The sequence below is a fragment of the Agromyces sp. Soil535 genome (assembly GCF_001428255.1).
In the GTDB taxonomy this organism is placed as follows: Bacteria; Actinomycetota; Actinomycetes; order Actinomycetales; family Microbacteriaceae; genus Agromyces.
This window is the reverse complement of record NZ_LMRW01000025.1, coordinates 172,276-188,932: the sequence shown is the minus strand read 5'-3', so window position 1 is coordinate 188,932 and position 16,657 is coordinate 172,276. Positions and strand designations below refer to the sequence as shown.

The following is a 16,657-nucleotide window of genomic DNA, read 5'->3' as shown; positions in this document are numbered from 1 at the left end:
CCGGCGCCAGCCGTCGCTCGCACGGCCCGTGCCCGACCCCCCGTGCCGGCGTTCAGCCCCTACGCTGGGAGCACCGAGGGGAGGGCCCATGTCGGGGAGCATGGCGCCGCCCGGACTGACCACCGCGGAGGCCAGCAAGCGGCGAGCAGAGGGCGGTGCCAACCGGCTGCCCGTCGCGCGGCGCCCGTCCGCACTCCGCCGGCTGCTCGGCGAGCTCACCCACTTCTTCGCGATCATGCTGTGGATCGCCGCCGTCCTGGCGTTCTTCGCGGGGCTGCCGGAGCTCTCGATCGCGATCGTCGCGGTCATCGTGCTCAACGCGGTGTTCGCCGCGGTGCAGCAGGCCCGCGCCGATCGGGCGGCCGACCGGTTGCAGGCGATGCTCCCCACGCGGGTGTCCGTCTGGCGCGACGGACGGCGCCGGGTCATCGAGGCCGAGGACGTCGTGGTCGACGACATCCTGCTGCTGGAGGCCGGCGACCGGGTGCCCGCGGACGCGATCGTCAGCACCGCGAACCGGCTCCTGGTCGACTCGTCCATGCTCACGGGCGAGAGCGAGGCCGGAGCGGTCTCCGAGGGCGAACCGCTCTTCGCCGGCACGTTCGTGGTCGAGGGCGACACCCGCGCCGTCACCACGGCGGTCGGCGAGGCGACCCGGCTCGCGGGCATCGCCCGCCTGACGACGTCGACCACCAAGCCGGACACGCCGCTGACGCGCGGCCTGCGCGGCGTGGTGCGCCTGACTGCCGCGATCGCCGTGACGGTCGGCGGGGTGTTCCTCCTCATCTCGGTGATCGTGGGCAACCCGATCCAGGACGCGCTCGTCTTCGCGATCGGCGTGACCGTCGCCCTCGTGCCCGAGGCACTGCTCCCCACGGTGACGCTGTCGCTCGCGTGGGGCTCGGAGCAGATGGCGAAGCGACAGATCCTCGTGCGAAACCTCGAGGCCGTCGAGACGCTCGGCTCGACGACGTTCATCTGCACCGACAAGACCGGCACGCTCACCCGCAACCAGATGACCGTCGTCGAGGCATGGTCGCCGGCCGGCTCCGTCTCGGTCGACGGCGGCGGGTACGGTCCGACCGCCGAACTGCGCTGGTCGGCACCGGATGCCTCGGAGTCGCTGCGCAAGCTCGCACTCGCGGGCACGCGCTGCTCAACCGGGTACACCGAGGAGGTCGGCGGGCAGTGGCGCGCCCACGGCGACCCCATGGAGGCGGCGCTCGACACGTTCGCCATGCGCCTCGGCTTCGACACCTCGGCCGACCGTGCTGCGGCGCTCGCCGAGCTGCGGTTCCCCTTCGACCCGCGGCGCCGCCGGATGGCCGTGGTGCTCGCCGACGAGGTCGTGGTGAAGGGGTCACCCGACGGCGTGCTCCCCCTCTGCGGCGACGACCCGACCGCTCGGCAGGCGGTGGAGAACCTCACGGCCCGGGGTCTGCGCGTGCTCGCGGTTGCGGTTGCGCCGCGCGGCGGCCGCACGCCGCGGAGCCTCGAGGAGTGCGAGGAGGGCCTTCACCTCCTCGGCTTCGTGGGCCTCGAGGATCCGCCGCGCGACGACGTGCGGGAGGCGTTGCAGGCGTGCCGACGGGCGAGCGTCAAGGTCGCGATGGTGACGGGCGACCACCCTGTGACCGCGGCGGCCATCGCCGACGAGGTTGGGTTGCGACTCCCCGGCGCGCCCGTGCTGGTCGGCGACGAACTGCCCGCGGGCGAGCCGGAGCTCGCGGCGCTGCTCGACCACGACGGCGTGGTCATCGCCCGCGTCTCGCCTGAGGACAAGCTCCGCATCGCCCGCGCGCTCCGGTCGCGTGGGCACGTCGTGGCGATGACCGGCGACGGCGTGAACGACGCCCCGGCGCTGCACGAGGCGGACATCGGCGTCGCGATGGGCCGGTCGGGCACCGACGTGGCGCGCGAGGCGGCCGACCTCGTGCTCCTCGACGACTCGTTCGCCGGCATCGTGGCGGGCATCGAGCACGGGCGCGCGACGTTCGTGAACATCCGCCGGTTCCTCACGTACCACCTCACCGACAACGTCGCCGAGCTCACGCCGTTCCTCGTGTGGGCGCTCTCGGGCGGCCAGTTCCCGCTCGCCCTCGGCGTGCTCCAGATCATCGCGCTCGACATCGGCACCGACACGCTCTCGGCGGTGGCGCTCGGCGCCGAGCCGCCCGCGAAGCACCTCCTCGACGGGCCGCCCGTGCGCGGCCGGCTCATGAACGGCACCGTGCTACGGCGCGCCTTCGGCGTGCTGGGGCCGCTCGAGGCCGCCCTCAGCATGGCGGCCTTCGTCGTGTCCCTCGCGGCGTTCGGCTGGCGGCCCGGCGATCCGTTCCCGACAGGCCCAGACCTGATGGCCGCCTCGGGCGCCGCGTTCATCACGGTCGTCTTCGCGCAGGCCGCGAACGCCTTCGCCTGCCGCTCGTCCACGAAGTGGCCGGGCGCCCTGGGCTGGACGACCAACCGCCTGCTCATCCCCGGGATCGCCATCGGGGTGGCCGTCTCGCTCCTGGTGCTCTGGGTTCCGCCGGTCGCGCGGGCGCTCGGACAGGCGAATCCGCCGCTCTGGGGATGGGCCGTCGCCTTCGCGTCCATCCCGATCCTGCTGGCGGTCGACGCGCTCGACAAGCACCTGCGCGCCCGCGCGGGCCGCCGTCCGCACGCCTGAGCACGCGGCATCCCGACGGCTCAGGGCGCGGCGGTCAGAACTCCTCGTGCGTGTCGGGGTCGCCGCCCCACAGCCGACCGCGCGACAGGGCGGTGATCGCCTCGATCTCGTCGTTCGAGAGGCTGAACGAGAACACGTCGAGGTTCTCACGCCGCCGTGCGGCATCCGCCGACTTCGGGATCGGCACCGCCTCGAGCTCGACGTGCCAGCGCAGCACGACCTGCGCCGGCGAGACCCCGTGCTCGGCCGCGATCGCGGTGATGACGCCTTCCTTCAGGAGCTCGCTGCGCTTGGCGAGCGGGCTCCAGCTCTCGGTGCGGATGTCGTGCTCGTCGTGGTAGGCGCGCAGCTCCTCCTGCGGGAAGTACGGATGCAGCTCCACCTGGTTCACGACGGGCACGACGCCCGTGTCGCGCTCGAGCCGGTCGAGCATCGCGGGGGTGAAGTTCGAGACGCCGATCGAGCGCGCGAGCCCCCTCTCGCGCAACCGGATCATCGCACGCCAGCTGTCGACGAACTTGTCGATGCGCGGGAGAGGCCAGTGGATGAGGTAGAGGTCGACCCACTCGAGGTCGAGCCGACGAAGCGACTCCCCGAGGCTCGCGATCGTCTCGTCGAAGCCGTGGTGTCGGCCGGGCAGCTTCGTCGTGATGACGAGGTCGCTGCGGTCGACGTCGGCGCGACGCACGGCCTCCCCCACGACGTCCTCGTTGCCGTAGTTGTACGCCGTGTCGATGAGCCGGTACCCGTCGGCGATGCCCGACACGATGGCCCCGATGCCGGTCTGCTCGTTGAGCCCGAACGTGCCGAGCCCGATGGCCGGGATGGAGTTGCCGTCGCGGAGGGAGTACTCGGGAGCGGTCATCCCCTTATCCTCACCCACAAGGGGCGGCGGATGCCACTGCCCCGCGCCGCCCGACGCAGCGCGTTCAGCGAGGGGGCAGCTCCGCGAACGCCCGCACCGGGAACGTGCCGAAGCCCTCGACGCGCGGTGGCACCGCCGTGAACCGCGCGCCGCGCACCGGCACGCGCTCGAGCGCCGTGAGGTGCTCCACGACGTGCACGCCCGCCTCGAGCAGGATCGAGTGAGCGGGACGCTCGCCGCCTGATTCGGTGTCGTCGATGTTGAGCGCGTCGATGCCCACGAGCGCAACGCCGGCGTCGGCGAGATGCCGTGCGCCCGCCTCGGTGAGGAACGGGGATCCCTGCGCGTACGCGGGCGTGCCGAAGTGGCGGCTCCATCCGGTGTGCAGCAGCACGGCGGTGCCGGCGAGCTCGCGGTCGAGGAAGACCTCGGCCGGGATGCCGCGGCTCGCGGCATCCGTCAACCGGAACACCTCGGCCGGCACGCCGACGAGCGTGTCGAGGCTGAGGCTCGCGAGATCGCCGCCGTCGGGGTACCGGTGGTAGGGGCTGTCGAGGTAGGTGCCCGTGTTGCCCGCCATGGTGATGATGTCGATCGCGAACTCGGTGCCGGGCGCGTAGTGCTCGCGCGACGCCTCGCGAGTGAGGTGCGGCGTGATCGTGGGGGCCGGGATGCCGGGGTAGGTCACCAGCCCGGCGCGGATGGGCTGGCTGAGGTCGACGAGCTCGCCGCGCACGCCGGCAGGGGCGACGGATGACCCGGTCATCGCGTCGGTCGCATCGATGACGCCGCGCGAACCCCGGTGCAGTTCCTCCACGATCTCGAGGTTCGACAGCGCCACACTGCCGACGAGCGCGAGCCCGAGGTGTCGCACGAGCAGATCGCCGATCTCCTCCGTCGTCAGCTCGGCCGACGGCAGGTCGAGGCGGAACGCCTCCGCGCGAAGTGCGCCCCCGTTCACGAACGTGATCTCGGCGTCGAAGTGGGCGCGGTACTCGGTCATGTGCAGTCCTCTGCGATTCGGGTGTGCGCGCTCACCGAGTCGGTGTGAGCCCTCACCGAGTTGCCTGGATCCGTGCAGATTCGGGCAACTCGGTGGCGTTCGGGTTTGTCGCCGGTGCGCGCTTCGCGCGGGCCCGACGCACGCGGCGCACGACGGTGACGAGCACGGCCGCCGCGGCGAGGATGAGCGGCACGAGGAGGTTCGCCCAGGCGAGCACCAGGAGGCCCGCCGTCATGATCGTCGCGATGACCGCGAGCCACCAGCCGAAGCTCCACCGCCGAAGGAGCAGGGTCGCGGCGAGCATGCCCGCGGCGTAGATCGCGACCATGTTGCTCGTGTGGATGAGGATGAACGCAGAGAGGTTCATGCCGTTCACCAGCATCAGCACGAAGTACACGGCGACCATCGCCGCGGTGAGCATCAGCGCACGGCGCGGGATCTCGCCGCTGCCGGCACCCTTCGCGAGGAAGCGCGGCAGATCGCCGTCGCGGCCGAGCGCCGCGCCGAGCTTGGCGAACGCGGGCAGGTACGCGTTCATCACCCCGAGGCAGACGATCGCCGTGACGATCGCCACGAGCGTGGACCCGATGCCGGGCGCGGTCGTCTCGACGAGATCGAGGAGCGGCACGACGCCGACGCCCGCCTGGTCGCCGAGCACGCCGACGGTCACCACCTGCAGGGCGAGGTATCCGGCGCCGACGACGACGATCGCGATGCCCGTGGCGAGGGGGATGATGCGCCGAGGGTTCTTGAACTCGCCCGCGATGTGCGTGCCGACCTCCCAACCGGCGAACGCCCACACGAACAGGCTGATCGCGGTGCCGACGCCCGACCACCCGTTGGGGAGGAACGGCTGGAAGTTGCCCGGCTCGACCGCGGGGAACGTCACCGCGACGACGCCGACGACCACCGTGATCAGGAGGCCCGTCAGGACGAACTGCACCCAGCCGGCGACCCGGACGCCGAACCAGTTCGCCACGAACGGCGGCACGAAGATCGCGAACGCGATGATCGGGACTGCGGCTCGGTCGACTCCGAGCACCGCGACGACGTACTCGCCCCCGAGCACCGCGAGCACCGGCGCGCCGATGCAGACGCCGAAGTAGAACCAGTACCCCGTCATGCGCGCGGCCGTGTCGCCGAGCGTGCGCCGCACGTAGCTCGCGACGCCGCCCGGGTCGGGGTACCGCGCGGCGAGCGAGGCGAACGTGCCGGCGAGCGGGATGGAGAGCACGAGCACGGCCGCGACCGCAAGGATGGACGCCGGCCCGGCCACTGCCGCCGCAAGGCCGGGCAGGACGAGGATGCCGGTGCCGAGCACGCTGGCGATGTAGAGCGCAGTGCCCTGACCGAGGCCGAGCGTGCCGTGATGCGTCGCTCCCGGGGCCGTGGGGTCGGGGGCATCCGGCAGCCGCGCCGGGGTGGTGTCGCTCGAAGTCACCCGCTCATTCTGCGGCATCCCACCGACATGCGCCGTTGGCAGGACTGACCCGTTTCGTCAAGATCCTGCCAGTCCTGCGCCCCCTCTCACCTGCGCCACCGCCGACTCGCGGTCGAGGAAGTTCGTGAGCTCCCCGATCGAGCCCAGGAGCGGCGCCGGCACGATCACGAGCGTGTTCTTGTCCACGCCGATCTCGACGAGGGTCTGCAGTGTACGCAGCTGCAGGGCGAGCGGATGCGACATCATCGTGTCCGATGCGACGCCGAGCTGCGTCGCAGCGAGCGACTCGCCCTCGGCGGCGATGATCTTCGCGCGCTTCTCGCGCTCCGCCTCGGCCTGCTTCGCCATGGCGCGTTTCATCGAGTCGGGCAGCAGGATGTCCTTGAGCTCGACGAGCGTGACCTGCGCGCCCCATTCGACCGTGGTCTCGTCGAGGATCTCGCGGATGTTCACGTTGAGCTTCGCCGTCTCGGCGAGCGTCTCGTCGAGGTGGTGCTGGCCGACGACCTTACGGAGCGTGGTCTGCGCGATCTGGTCGATCGCGGACTGCACGTTCTCGATCGCGATCACCGACTTCACGGGGTCCACGATCCGGTAGTACGCGACGGCGGAGACCCCCACGCTCACGTTGTCCTGCGTGATGATGCCCTGCGACTGGATCGGCACGGTCACGATGCGCAGCGACACCTTGGTCATCACGTCGACGATCGGGATGATGAACCGGATGCCCGGCTCGCGCACGTTGTGCAACCGCCCGAACCGCAGCACCACGCCGCGCTCGTACTGCTTCACGATCTTCACCGACATGAAGAACAGCACGATCGCGAGCACGCCCACGATGACGAGAGTGACCCAGAGCCAGACCATGAGAACTCATCTCCCCGGGGCGCCCGTTGACGTGCCGCGCGCCGCTGCTCCCATTCTCCCACCGGCGAGGAGTCGGCAGGGCAGGCGCCGCTACAGCCGCGCGAGCGCCTCGTCGATGTCGGCGAGCAGGTCGTCGACGTCCTCGATGCCGACCGAGAGGCGCACGACCGACTCGGGCACCTCGGCCTCGGTGCCGCGCACCGACGCGTGCGTCATCTCCGACGGGTAGTTCACGAGCGATTCCACCCCGCCGAGCGACTCCGCGAGCTGGAACAGCGTGGTCGACTCCGCGAACCTGCGCGCCGCCCCGGCGCCGCCCGTGAGCGAGATCGACACCATGCCGCCGAAGCCCGACATCTGGCGCGCGGCGAGCTGGTGCCCGGGGTGCGACTCGAGGCCGGGGTAGAACACGTGCTCGATGCCCGCGTGCTCCTCGAGGCGCCGCGCGATCGCGAGCGCGTTCTGGCTGTGCCGCTGCATCCGGATGCCGAGGGTCTTGATGCCGCGCGAGGTGAGGAACGCGTCGAACGGGCTCGAGACCGCACCGGCCGCGAACTGCGTGAACGTGACCCGCTCGGCGAGCTCCTCCTGCCCGGCGGCGAAGACCAGGCCGCCGCCGACGATGTCGGAGTGGCCGCCGAGGTACTTCGTGGTGGAGTGGATGACCACGTCGGCGCCGAGCGCGAGGGGCTGCTGCAGTGCGGGCGACGCGAACGTGTTGTCGACCACCACGAGCACGCCCGCCTCGTAGCCGAGCTCGGCGAGCGCGGCGACATCCGAGATCTTCATGAGCGGGTTCGACGGTGTCTCGACCCAGAGCACCTTGGTCGTGCCGAGCTCGATCGCGGCGCGCACCGCGTCGAGGTCGCTGGTGTCGACGGTGGAGTGACGGATGCCCCAGTCGCCGAAGATCCGGCGGATGAGCCGGTGCGTGCCGCCGTACACGTCGTTGCCGATGACCACGTGGTCGCCGGGCACGAGCACGGTGCGCAGCAGCGCGTCTTCTGCGGCGAGGCCCGACGCGAACGACAGGCCGCGGATGCCGCCTTCGAGCGACGCGAGCTGGGTCTCGAGCGCCGTGCGGGTCGGGTTGCCGCCGCGCGAGTACTCGTAGCCGTTGCGGAGGCCGCCGATGCCGTCCTGCACGTAGGTGGACGTGAGGTACACGGGCGGGATGACCGCGCCGGTGGTGGGGTCGAACTCCTGGCCCGCGTGGATGGCGCGCGTGTCGAAACCCTTCCCGAATTCAGGAGTGGTCATGGTCGTACCTGGTGCTTTCTGTCAGGCCGAGAGGTAGGTCAGCAGGTCGGTCCGGCTGATGACGCCGAGGGCCTTGCCCCCGTCGGTCACGAGCATCGCCGGCGCCGTGGTGAAGGCCGAGCGTGCAGCGGCAATGGGCTCGTTCACGCCGATGAGCGGCAGCGACTCCCCCATCACGCCCGAGACCTTGTCGGTGAGCTTCGCCCGCCCCGAGAACACGAGGTCGAGCAGCTCCTCCTCGTGCAGCGCGCCCGCCACCTCGCCGAGCACCACTGGCGGCTCCGTAGCCAGCACGAGCAGCTGCGAGACGCCGGCCTCGGTCATCGTGTCGATGGCCTCGCGGATCGTGTCGTTCGGGTGCACGTAGACGATGGGCGGCGTGCGGTCGGCCTTCGCGGCGAGCAGCTCGGCGATGGTGTGGCCGGCGGGCGCGTTCGAGAAGCCGTAGGCGCGCATCCACTTGTCGTTGAAGATCTTGCCGAGGTAGCCGCGGCCGCCGTCGGGCAGCAGCACGACGAACACGTCGTCGGGGCCGGCGGATGCCGCTGCCCTCAGCGCCGCGACGACGGCCATGCCGCTCGACCCGCCCACGAGGATGCCCTCCTCGCGCGCGAGCCGCCGGGTCATCTCGAACGACTCCGCGTCGGACACGGCGATGATCTCGTGCGGCACCGCGGGGTCGTAGGCCGCGGGCCAGAAGTCCTCGCCGACGCCCTCCACGAGGTAGGGGCGCCCGGTGCCGCCCGAGTACACGGAGCCCTCGGGGTCGGCGCCGATGATGCGCACGGTGTCGCCCGAGACCTCGCGCAGGTAGCGTCCGGCGCCGGTGATGGTGCCGCCGGTGCCGACGCCCGCGACGAAGTGCGTGACCCTGCCGTCGGTGTCGCGCCAGATCTCGGGGCCGGTGGTCTCGTAGTGCGAACGCGGCCCGTTCGGGTTGGAGTACTGGTCGGGCTTGAACGCGCCGGGGATCTCGCGGGCCAGGCGATCCGAGACGCCGTAGTACGACTCGGGGCTGTCGGGGGCGACCGCCGTCGGCGTCACCACGACCTCGGCGCCGTACGCGGTGAGCACGTTGCGCTTGTCCTCGCCGACCTTGTCGGGGCAGACGAAGATGCACTTGTAGCCGCGCTGCTGCGCCACGAGCGCGAGGCCCACCCCGGTGTTGCCCGACGTCGGCTCCACGATGGTGCCACCCGGCTTCAGCTTGCCCTCGGCCTCGGCGGCGTCGATGATGCGCGCGGCGATGCGGTCCTTCGCCGAGCCGCCCGGGTTGAAGTACTCGAGCTTCACGAGCACCGTGGCATCCGTCACCCCCTCGGTCACCCGGTGGAGCTTGACGAGCGGGGTGTCGCCGACGAGATCGACGATGGTCTCTGCATACTTCATGCCGTGTTCATTTCCTCGTGTCAGTGCGTCTTGGGCGCCGGATGCGGTGCTCGACGCTGAAAAGGGGTCGCCTCGTCTCAGCGACGACAACACAGCATGGATGAACTCACGGCCACAGCCTAGCCGGATTGACGACCTCGGGCGCGTGACCGACCCGACTCAGGACTCGAAGACGGGGCGCTCCTCCTGCTGACGGTACAGCGAGGCGTACACGCCGTCGGCGAGCACGAGCTCGGCGTGCGTGCCCCGCTCGACGACGCGGCCCGCGACGACCACGAAGATCACGTCGGCCGCGACCACGGTCGACAGGCGATGCGCGATCGCGATGGTCGTGCGGCCGCGCGCGGCATCGTCGAGCGCCTGCTGCACGACGCGCTCAGAGATCGTGTCGAGCGCGCTCGTCGCCTCGTCGAGCACGAGCACGGGCGGGTCCTTCAGCAGTACGCGCGCGATGGCGATACGCTGCTTCTCGCCGCCGGAGAGCCGGTAGCCGCGCTCGCCGACCACCGTGTCGTAGCCCTCGGGGAACGAAGCGATCGTCTCGTGGATGTTCGCGGCCCTCGCCGCGGCCACGAGCTCCGCGTCGGTGGCGTCGGGCCTCGCATACCGGAGGTTCTCGGCGATGGTCGCATGAAAGAGGTACGTCTCCTGGCTCACGATGCCGATGTTCGAGATGAGCGACTCCTGGCGGAGCTCCCGCACGTCGTCGCCCGCGAACCGCACCGCGCCGCCGGATGCCTCGTACAGTCGCGGCACGAGGTACGACACCGTCGTCTTGCCCGCGCCCGATGGCCCCACGAACGCCGCGTACTGGCCGGGCTCGATCGTGAAGCTCACGCCGTCGAGCGTGGGCTGCGTCTCGCCATCGGCGTCGGGGTAGCGGAACGTGACGTCGTCGAACTCGACTCGGCCGAGGGCGCCATCGGTCGGCACCTCGCGCGCGCCGGGGGCATCAGTGATCGCGGGCTTCAGGTCGAGATACTCGAAGATCCTCGCGAAGAGGGCGCTCGAGGTCTGCAGGTCGAGGGCGACGCGCATGAGCCCCATGAGCGGGAAGAGCAGTCGCGCTTGCACCGTGGTGAACGCCACGATGGTGCCCGCCGTGACATCCGCCGCACCGTCCGCCATCAGCCACCCCGATGCGAGGTACACGATCGCCGGGATCGACGACATGAAGATGCTGACCATGGCGAAGAACCACTGGCCCGTCATCTGCTGCTTGACCTGGAGCCGGATCTGGTTCTGGTTCTCGTCGTCGTAGCGATCGATCTCGCTCTTCTGACGCGTGAAGCTCTTGGAGAGCAGGATGCCCGACACCGACAGGGTCTCCTGGGTGATGGCGGTCATCTCCGACAGCGACTCCTGCGTCTTGCCGGCGATACGTGCGCGGACGCGGCCGACGCGGCGCTGCGCGATGACCATGAAGGGCATGAGCACGAGGGCGATGATCGTGAGCTGCCAGTTCAGCAGCAGCATCGCCACGAACGCCGAGATCACCGTGACCGTGTTGCCGAGCACACTCGACACCGTGTTCGTGAGCACGCTCGCGACCCCACCCACGTCGTTCTGCAGCCGCGACTGGATGACACCGGTCTTCGTGCGCGTGAAGAAGCTGAGCTCCATCGACTGCAGGTGAGTGAAGAGGCGCACTCGCAAGGCGCCCATGACCTTGTTGCCGATCGTGGCGGTGAGCCAGGTCTGCCACACGCCGAGCAGTGCCGACACGAGGTACACCAGGACCATGGCGGCCACGATCCGGATGAGCACCGGGAGATCGGGCCCGGTGACCTGGCCGTCGGCGCCGACCGGGAACAGCCCGTCGTCGAACGCCCGCTGGGTGAGCAGCGGCGGGATGACGCTGAGGGCCGCACCGACCAGCACGAGCACGACCGTGGTGACGAGTGCGGCTTTGTGCGGCGCGAACAACTCCGTGATGCGGCGGAGCAGGTGCGGCACCTTCGGCGCAACCGCGTTCTCGGCCCGCTGCGTCACTTCGTCGGCCGACGCGATGCGAGTGCGCGCCTTTCCGTATGTGCCGGTCTGCCCGCCCGGCGCGCTCCCGTGCATGCTCATGCGCTCCAGCCTAAGCTGCGTCTGAAACACCACCGCCTGCACGACGGCCCCGAAGTGGGGCGTTCGCGCATGGCGTGACAGGAATACAGTGAGCATTGTTCGGCTCCAACCCGAGGGAGTCCGCCATGCCTCGATCGAACTTGCCCGTGAACGCGATCTCTCGGACCCGGTCGCGATGGCGTGCGCTACTGACGACCATCGCGGTGGCGCTGCTCGCGGGCGCGGGCCTGGCCGCCGCGGCACCGGCCGCTGCCAAAGCCCTCCCCGACCCCTGGGTGGAGGTGAGTGTCGGTTGCAGCACCGGCGACGACGGCGCGGGGGTGCTGCAGTTGTTCGGGCTGTTCGAAGGCTACGGCTACGCCTGGACGGTGACGGGCCAGGGGTATTCGGTCGGCGGGTCCTTCGTCGCCTCCGGTGCCGAGACGGAAATCGCGATCGAGGGCCTGGCGCCCGGGGTGTATTCCACCAGCGCCGAGGTCGAGGGCCTGGACCCCGTCTTGGGCGAGTTCACGGTCGAGGCCTGCGCGCCAGAGCTGGGCGTCGCCGTGACGCCCCTGGCATGCAGCACCGATCGCAATGGCGAAGCGCTGCTCACACTCACCGGGCTCGTGCCGGGCGACTTCTACGTGTACGACGTGCAGGGACCGAACTTCTCAGCGGGCGGCCAGTTGGATGAGGTCGGTGAGACCGAGGACATCGAACTCGTCGGCCTCCCGCCGGGCAATTACTACGCCTACGCCGAGCACCTGCGGGGTCCGGAGGGTCCGGGGCAGGCGGCCGCGCCTGCTCCGCCGGTCTACGACTGGGTCGGCTTCGCGATCGAGCCCTGCCAGCCCGCCATCGCGGTGGACGCTACTGAATGCACGTCGGCCGTCGGCACCGGCGCGGTGCACGTTGCCCTCTCGAGCCTTGTCGACGGCGTCGAGTACCTGGTCTGGGTCACCGACCAGGGCGTAATCGACGGCACGCCGTACGGTGAGGTGCAGACCGTGACAGGTGACCCGACGGGCACGGCGGAGCTGGACCTCTCGTCGCTACCCGGCGGGCGCGCCTACACCGTCTGGGTCGAGGGCGTGTGGCAGGCGATCCCGCCGTGGGAGGAGCCGCCGTTCGTCGGCAGCGGGAACTTCACGCCGCTCGAGACGGTGATGCTCTCGGTGAGCGCCGACTTCGCGCTCGCGGCCTGCCCGGCCGCCCCGGTGAAGCCCGCATCGACCACGACGCTGCCCGCGACGGGTGTCGACGGCGTGGGTCCGCTCGTGCTGAGCGGGCTGCTGCTCCTCGGCCTCGGCGGTGCGACTCTCGTCGCCGCCCGCCGACGTGAGGCCGGCTCGCGCGACGTGAGCTGACCTGCGATCCGCACAGCGGACGGAGGCGGGCGCCCGATCGGGTGCCCGCCTCCGTCCGTTCGTCGCGACATCCGCCCGCCGCGCTGTCACGCGGGTATGGGGGCTGATCTCCTGCGCGCCGCTGTGCGGCGCGCTACTCGACGACCGGGCGGCGCTACTCGACGACCGGGGGGCAGTGGTCGCCATGGACACGGCGGATGCCGCGTGCCCCCGCACGCGGCATCCGTCTCCCCCTGCCCATTCGGGTGGAGTCCCTCGATCAGCCCTTCGTCGCGCCGACGAGCAGCCCGCGCACGAAGTACCGCTGCAGGGCGAAGAACACGATCAGCGGGACGATGATCGAGATGAAGGCGGCCGCGGTCAACAGTTGCCAGTCCTGGCCCCTCGTGCCGGTCAGCTCCGCCAACCGCTGCGTGAGCGGCGCAACGTCCTGCGTGCCACCCGAGAAGATCAGGGCGACGAGCAGGTCGTTCCAGACCCAGATGAACTGGAAGATCGCGAAGGAGGCGAGCGCGGGCACCGAGAGCGGCAGCACGATCCGGAAGAAGATCTGGCCGTGGCTCGCACCGTCGACCCTCGCCGCCTCGATGATGTCGCCCGGGATCTGCGAGATGAAGTTGTGCAACAGGTAGATCGCGAGCGGGATCGCGAACATCGAGTGGGCGAGCCACACCGGCAGGTAGTTCTGCTCGGGGATGATCGGGACCACGTCGTGCAGCCAGGCCTGCATGGGCCGCAAGATCGTCGAGAAGATCTGCAGCAGCGGCACGAGCGCCATCTGCAGCGGGATGATCTGCAGCGCGAAGATGAGGACGAAGAGCACGTTCACGCCGGGGAACTTCATCCACGCGAACGCGTACGCGGCCATCGACGCGAACACCAGCGGGATGATCGTGGCGATCAGCGCGATGGCGATCGAGTTCACGATGTAGGCGCCGAGCTGCGGCGACGACGAGGACGCCGAGAACAGCACGCTCCCGTAGTTCTCGAGCGTGAGGCCCGGGTTCTGGAAGTAGGTCCACCACCCGGTGGTGCGGATGAGCTCCGCCGGACGGAACGACGAGAGGAACAGCCCGAACGTGGGGATCGTCCAGAGGACCGCGATGATCAGCGACACGATCGTCGCGGTGCGCGACGTCAGGCGCTTCTTGACGCGCGCGGTCTTGGGCTGGGCGTACTCGGTCTCTTCGACGGCCTCGAGGGTGCCGAGGTCCTTGCCGACGGGAAGATCGGCGGGGGCGACGCTGCTCATCGGATCTCCCTCTGCTTGCGGAGCACGTTGACGTTGTAGATGACGATCGGCAGCACGAGCACGAACAGGATGAGCGCGAGCGCCGAACCCCGCCCGATCTCGCTCGCCCGGAACGCCTGCGTGTACATCTCGTTGGCGATGACGCTCGTGTCGAAGTTTCCGGCGGTCATCGTGCGCACGATATCGAAGACCTTCAGCGAGGCGATCGAGATCGCCGTGAGCACCACCACGAGCGCCCCCTGGATGCCCGGGAGCGTGACGTTGGTGAAGCGCTGCCATCCGTTCGTGCCGTCGAGCTGCGCCGCCTCGAGCTGCTCGGTCGGGATGCCCTTGATCGCCGCACTCAGCACGATCATCGCGAACCCGGTCTGCACCCAGATCATCACCACGATGAGGAGGATCGTGTTGATCGGGTCGGTCTGCAGCCACTGCACGGGTTCACCGCCGAACGCGACCACGATCGCGTTCAACAGACCGATCTGCTCGCGTTCGCCCGAGCGGTACTCGTAGACGAACTTCCAGATCACGCTGGCACCGACGAACGAGATGGCGATCGGCATGAAGAGCACGACCTTGTAGTACCGCTCACCGCGCGACCGGTCGATGAACACCGCGTAGGCCAGGCCGACTGCGGTCGCGAACGTGGGTACGAGCAGCACCCAGACGATCGTATTGAGGAGCGTCCGGATCGCCGCCGGCTGCGTCAACGCCCAGATGAAGTTGTCCCAGGTCCAGTCGCCGCTCGAGTCCTGGAACGCGAGGATGCTCGTGCGGATCGCCGGATAGACCAGGCCGACCGCCACGAAGAGCAGGGCGGGCGCGAGGAACCCCAGCAGCTGCCAGTAGTCACGGCCCCTCTTCGGGGCCTTGTCGATGAAGAAGATCAGGAGGCCGACGATCGCTGCGAAGATCACGAGCGCCATCACCACCTGGAGGAGCTTGCCGAGCAGATCGGCCGTGGTCATCGTGCCTCCCGGGTTCGTCGTTGAAGCTGGGGTGACAAGGGGCGGGGTGTGAAACCCCGCCCCTCATCATGCGCCCTGTCGCCTGATATCCGCTACTAACTCGCCGGCCAGCTGGACTCGATCGTGTCGAGCACCTGTTGCGTGCTCTCACCGCCGACCCAGGCCACGATGCCCTTCCAGAACGAGTCGGCACCGACGGCGCCCGGCATCAGGTCGGAGCCGTCGAAGCGGAACGTCGTCTCGGGGTCCTGCAGGATCTCGATCGACTGCGTCAGCAGCTCGCTCGACGCGACCTGGGGATCGAGCCCCTTGTTCGCGCTGATCACGCCGCCGAGGCTCACCCGGTTGTTCGCCCAGGTGTCGCTCGAGAGGTACGCGCGGAACGCCTCCACCTCCTCCGCGTCGCGGAAGGCCACGACGATCTCGCCACCGCCCGTGACCGACAGGGGGTCGTCGGCGTTCTCCGGCGGGAGCAGGAACGCGAACACGGTGCCGTCGGAGGCCACCACGTTCTCGTCGCCGCCCTCGGGGTTCCAGAAGGTCTCGTAGAACGAGGCCTGGTGGTGCAGCGAGCACGTGCCGTCGAGGATCGGCAGGCCACCCGTCTGGAACGCCTCGGTGATCTCCGTCGACACGTCTCCGATGCCGCCGTTGACCATGTCCTCGCTCTTGAGGTACGCGCCGACCGCGTCGAATGCCTCAGCGACCTGGGGGTCGTTGAACGGGATCCCGTGGGTCACCCACTGGTCGTAGACGTCGGCGCCGTGCAGGCGCAGCATGTAGTCCTCGACCCAGTCGGTGCCCGGCCAGCCGGTGGCCTCACCTGACTCGAGGCCGACACACCAGGGCTTGTGGTCGCCCTCGGCGGCGATCTGCTCGGAGAGCGCAGTGAGATCGTCGAGCGTCGCGGGGATCTCGTAGCCCTTCTCCTCGAACTCCGCTGGCGAGTACCAGATATAGCCCTTGATGCTCGCCATGAGCGGAGCCCCGTAGAAGGTGTCTTCGAAGGTGCCGTACTGCTTCCAGTCCGCGGACCAGAACTCGTCGGTGTTCGCCTCGACCGCCTCGGAGCCCGGGATGAGCCAGCCGCCTGCCGCGAGGCGGTTCATCAGGCCCGGCTGCGGCACGAAGCCGACGTCGGGCGCGTTGCCGCCCTCGGCGAGCACAGCGATCTGGGCCTCGAACTCGCTCGAGCCCTGGTACTCGACCGAGATGCCCGTGCAGGTCTCGAAGTCGGCCCAGGACTCGTTCAGCCGGTCGGCCTCGAGGTCGAGGATCGTGCCGCCGACCGTGACCTCGGCGCCGTCGAACGTGCCGTACTGCTCGTAGTCGCCGCAGTCGACGTCGGCCGCGTCCTGTTCGGCGACGTCGCCAGTACAGGCGGTGAGTGCGAGGCCGACCGCTGCGGCCGCCACGACGGGGGCCATCCAACGGCGATGCCGTGTGAGTCTCATGTCCATCTCCTCGTTGAGTGTGATGCAGGGGAAGCCGGGAACCGGTTCCAGCCTCCACGGTAGGACAA

Annotated in this window: 12 protein-coding genes; 2 read left to right on the top strand and 10 right to left on the bottom strand. The window is 69.9% G+C overall.

Annotation, left to right across the window (positions count from 1 at the left end; all coding sequences use genetic code 11):
• Positions 1-88: 88 nt before the first annotated feature.
• The gene (locus ASG80_RS18005; protein WP_056733239.1) at positions 89-2,671 is read left to right on the top strand and encodes a cation-transporting P-type ATPase; all 2,583 of its coding nucleotides are present in this window, start codon (positions 89-91) and stop codon (positions 2,669-2,671) included.
• A gap of 34 nt (positions 2,672-2,705) precedes the next feature.
• On the opposite strand, the gene ASG80_RS18000 is transcribed toward ASG80_RS18005, so the two are convergent.
• The 7 genes from ASG80_RS18000 to ASG80_RS17970 form a co-directional block, all read right to left on the bottom strand.
• Positions 2,706-3,536, bottom strand: a complete 831-nt coding sequence (locus tag ASG80_RS18000; RefSeq protein ID WP_056733236.1) for an aldo/keto reductase — start codon at positions 3,534-3,536, stop codon at positions 2,706-2,708.
• 64 nt (positions 3,537-3,600) lie between these two features.
• Positions 3,601-4,539, bottom strand: a complete 939-nt coding sequence (locus ASG80_RS17995) for a cyclase family protein (protein ID WP_056733234.1) — start codon at positions 4,537-4,539, stop codon at positions 3,601-3,603.
• Positions 4,540-4,591: 52 nt separating this feature from the next.
• Positions 4,592-5,980 carry an APC family permease gene (locus ASG80_RS17990; RefSeq protein WP_235508384.1) on the bottom strand — a complete coding sequence of 463 codons (1,389 nt, stop codon included), beginning with the start codon at positions 5,978-5,980 and terminating at the stop codon, positions 4,592-4,594.
• 57 nt (positions 5,981-6,037) lie between these two features.
• On the bottom strand, positions 6,038-6,847 hold the full coding sequence (locus ASG80_RS17985) for a slipin family protein (protein WP_056733230.1): 810 nt from the start codon (positions 6,845-6,847) through the stop codon (positions 6,038-6,040).
• 90 nt (positions 6,848-6,937) lie between these two features.
• Positions 6,938-8,107: a cystathionine gamma-synthase gene (locus ASG80_RS17980; RefSeq protein WP_056733228.1), complete on the bottom strand. Its 1,170-nt coding sequence runs from the start codon at positions 8,105-8,107 to the stop codon at positions 6,938-6,940.
• A 21-nt stretch (positions 8,108-8,128) separates the two neighbouring features.
• Positions 8,129-9,496: a cystathionine beta-synthase gene (locus ASG80_RS17975; RefSeq protein WP_056733226.1), complete on the bottom strand. Its 1,368-nt coding sequence runs from the start codon at positions 9,494-9,496 to the stop codon at positions 8,129-8,131.
• Positions 9,497-9,655: 159 nt separating this feature from the next.
• A complete protein-coding gene (locus tag ASG80_RS17970; RefSeq protein WP_082590647.1) occupies positions 9,656-11,563 on the bottom strand; it encodes an ABC transporter ATP-binding protein in 1,908 nt (635 codons plus the stop codon).
• A gap of 131 nt (positions 11,564-11,694) precedes the next feature.
• Between ASG80_RS17970 and ASG80_RS17965 the strand changes: the two genes are divergently transcribed.
• Positions 11,695-12,918, top strand: a complete 1,224-nt coding sequence (locus ASG80_RS17965; protein WP_082590610.1) for an LPXTG cell wall anchor domain-containing protein — start codon at positions 11,695-11,697, stop codon at positions 12,916-12,918.
• A gap of 259 nt (positions 12,919-13,177) precedes the next feature.
• Here the strand turns inward: ASG80_RS17965 and ASG80_RS17960 are convergent, their stop codons facing one another.
• The 3 genes from ASG80_RS17960 to ASG80_RS17950 form a co-directional block, all read right to left on the bottom strand.
• Positions 13,178-14,170, bottom strand: coding sequence for a carbohydrate ABC transporter permease (locus ASG80_RS17960; RefSeq protein ID WP_056733222.1), 993 nt, complete (start codon positions 14,168-14,170; stop codon positions 13,178-13,180).
• Complete coding sequence (locus tag ASG80_RS17955) at positions 14,167-15,135, bottom strand: carbohydrate ABC transporter permease (protein WP_056733220.1); 969 nt, start codon at positions 15,133-15,135, stop codon at positions 14,167-14,169. Before ASG80_RS17955 ends, ASG80_RS17960 begins: the two co-directional genes overlap by 4 nt.
• Before the next feature lie 95 nt (positions 15,136-15,230).
• Positions 15,231-16,589, bottom strand: a complete 1,359-nt coding sequence (locus tag ASG80_RS17950; protein ID WP_369816279.1) for an ABC transporter substrate-binding protein — start codon at positions 16,587-16,589, stop codon at positions 15,231-15,233.
• Between the last annotated feature and the right edge of the window lie 68 nt (positions 16,590-16,657).

Bases quoted from the DNA above. Each gene is read 5' to 3' on its own strand.
- ASG80_RS18005 (WP_056733239.1), top strand. From the start codon at position 89: ATGTCGGGGAGCATGGCGCCGCCCGGACTGACCACCGCGGAGGCCAGC.
- ASG80_RS17950 (WP_369816279.1), bottom strand. From the start codon at position 16,589: ATGAGACTCACACGGCATCGCCGTTGGATGGCCCCCGTCGTGGCGGCC.
- ASG80_RS17975 (WP_056733226.1), bottom strand. From the start codon at position 9,496: ATGAAGTATGCAGAGACCATCGTCGATCTCGTCGGCGACACCCCGCTC.
- ASG80_RS17965 (WP_082590610.1), top strand. From the start codon at position 11,695: ATGCCTCGATCGAACTTGCCCGTGAACGCGATCTCTCGGACCCGGTCG.
- ASG80_RS18000 (WP_056733236.1), bottom strand. From the start codon at position 3,536: ATGACCGCTCCCGAGTACTCCCTCCGCGACGGCAACTCCATCCCGGCC.
- ASG80_RS17960 (WP_056733222.1), bottom strand. From the start codon at position 14,170: ATGAGCAGCGTCGCCCCCGCCGATCTTCCCGTCGGCAAGGACCTCGGC.
- ASG80_RS17970 (WP_082590647.1), bottom strand. From the start codon at position 11,563: ATGCACGGGAGCGCGCCGGGCGGGCAGACCGGCACATACGGAAAGGCG.
- ASG80_RS17980 (WP_056733228.1), bottom strand. From the start codon at position 8,107: ATGACCACTCCTGAATTCGGGAAGGGTTTCGACACGCGCGCCATCCAC.
- ASG80_RS17955 (WP_056733220.1), bottom strand. From the start codon at position 15,135: ATGACCACGGCCGATCTGCTCGGCAAGCTCCTCCAGGTGGTGATGGCG.
- ASG80_RS17985 (WP_056733230.1), bottom strand. From the start codon at position 6,847: ATGGTCTGGCTCTGGGTCACTCTCGTCATCGTGGGCGTGCTCGCGATC.
- ASG80_RS17995 (WP_056733234.1), bottom strand. From the start codon at position 4,539: ATGACCGAGTACCGCGCCCACTTCGACGCCGAGATCACGTTCGTGAAC.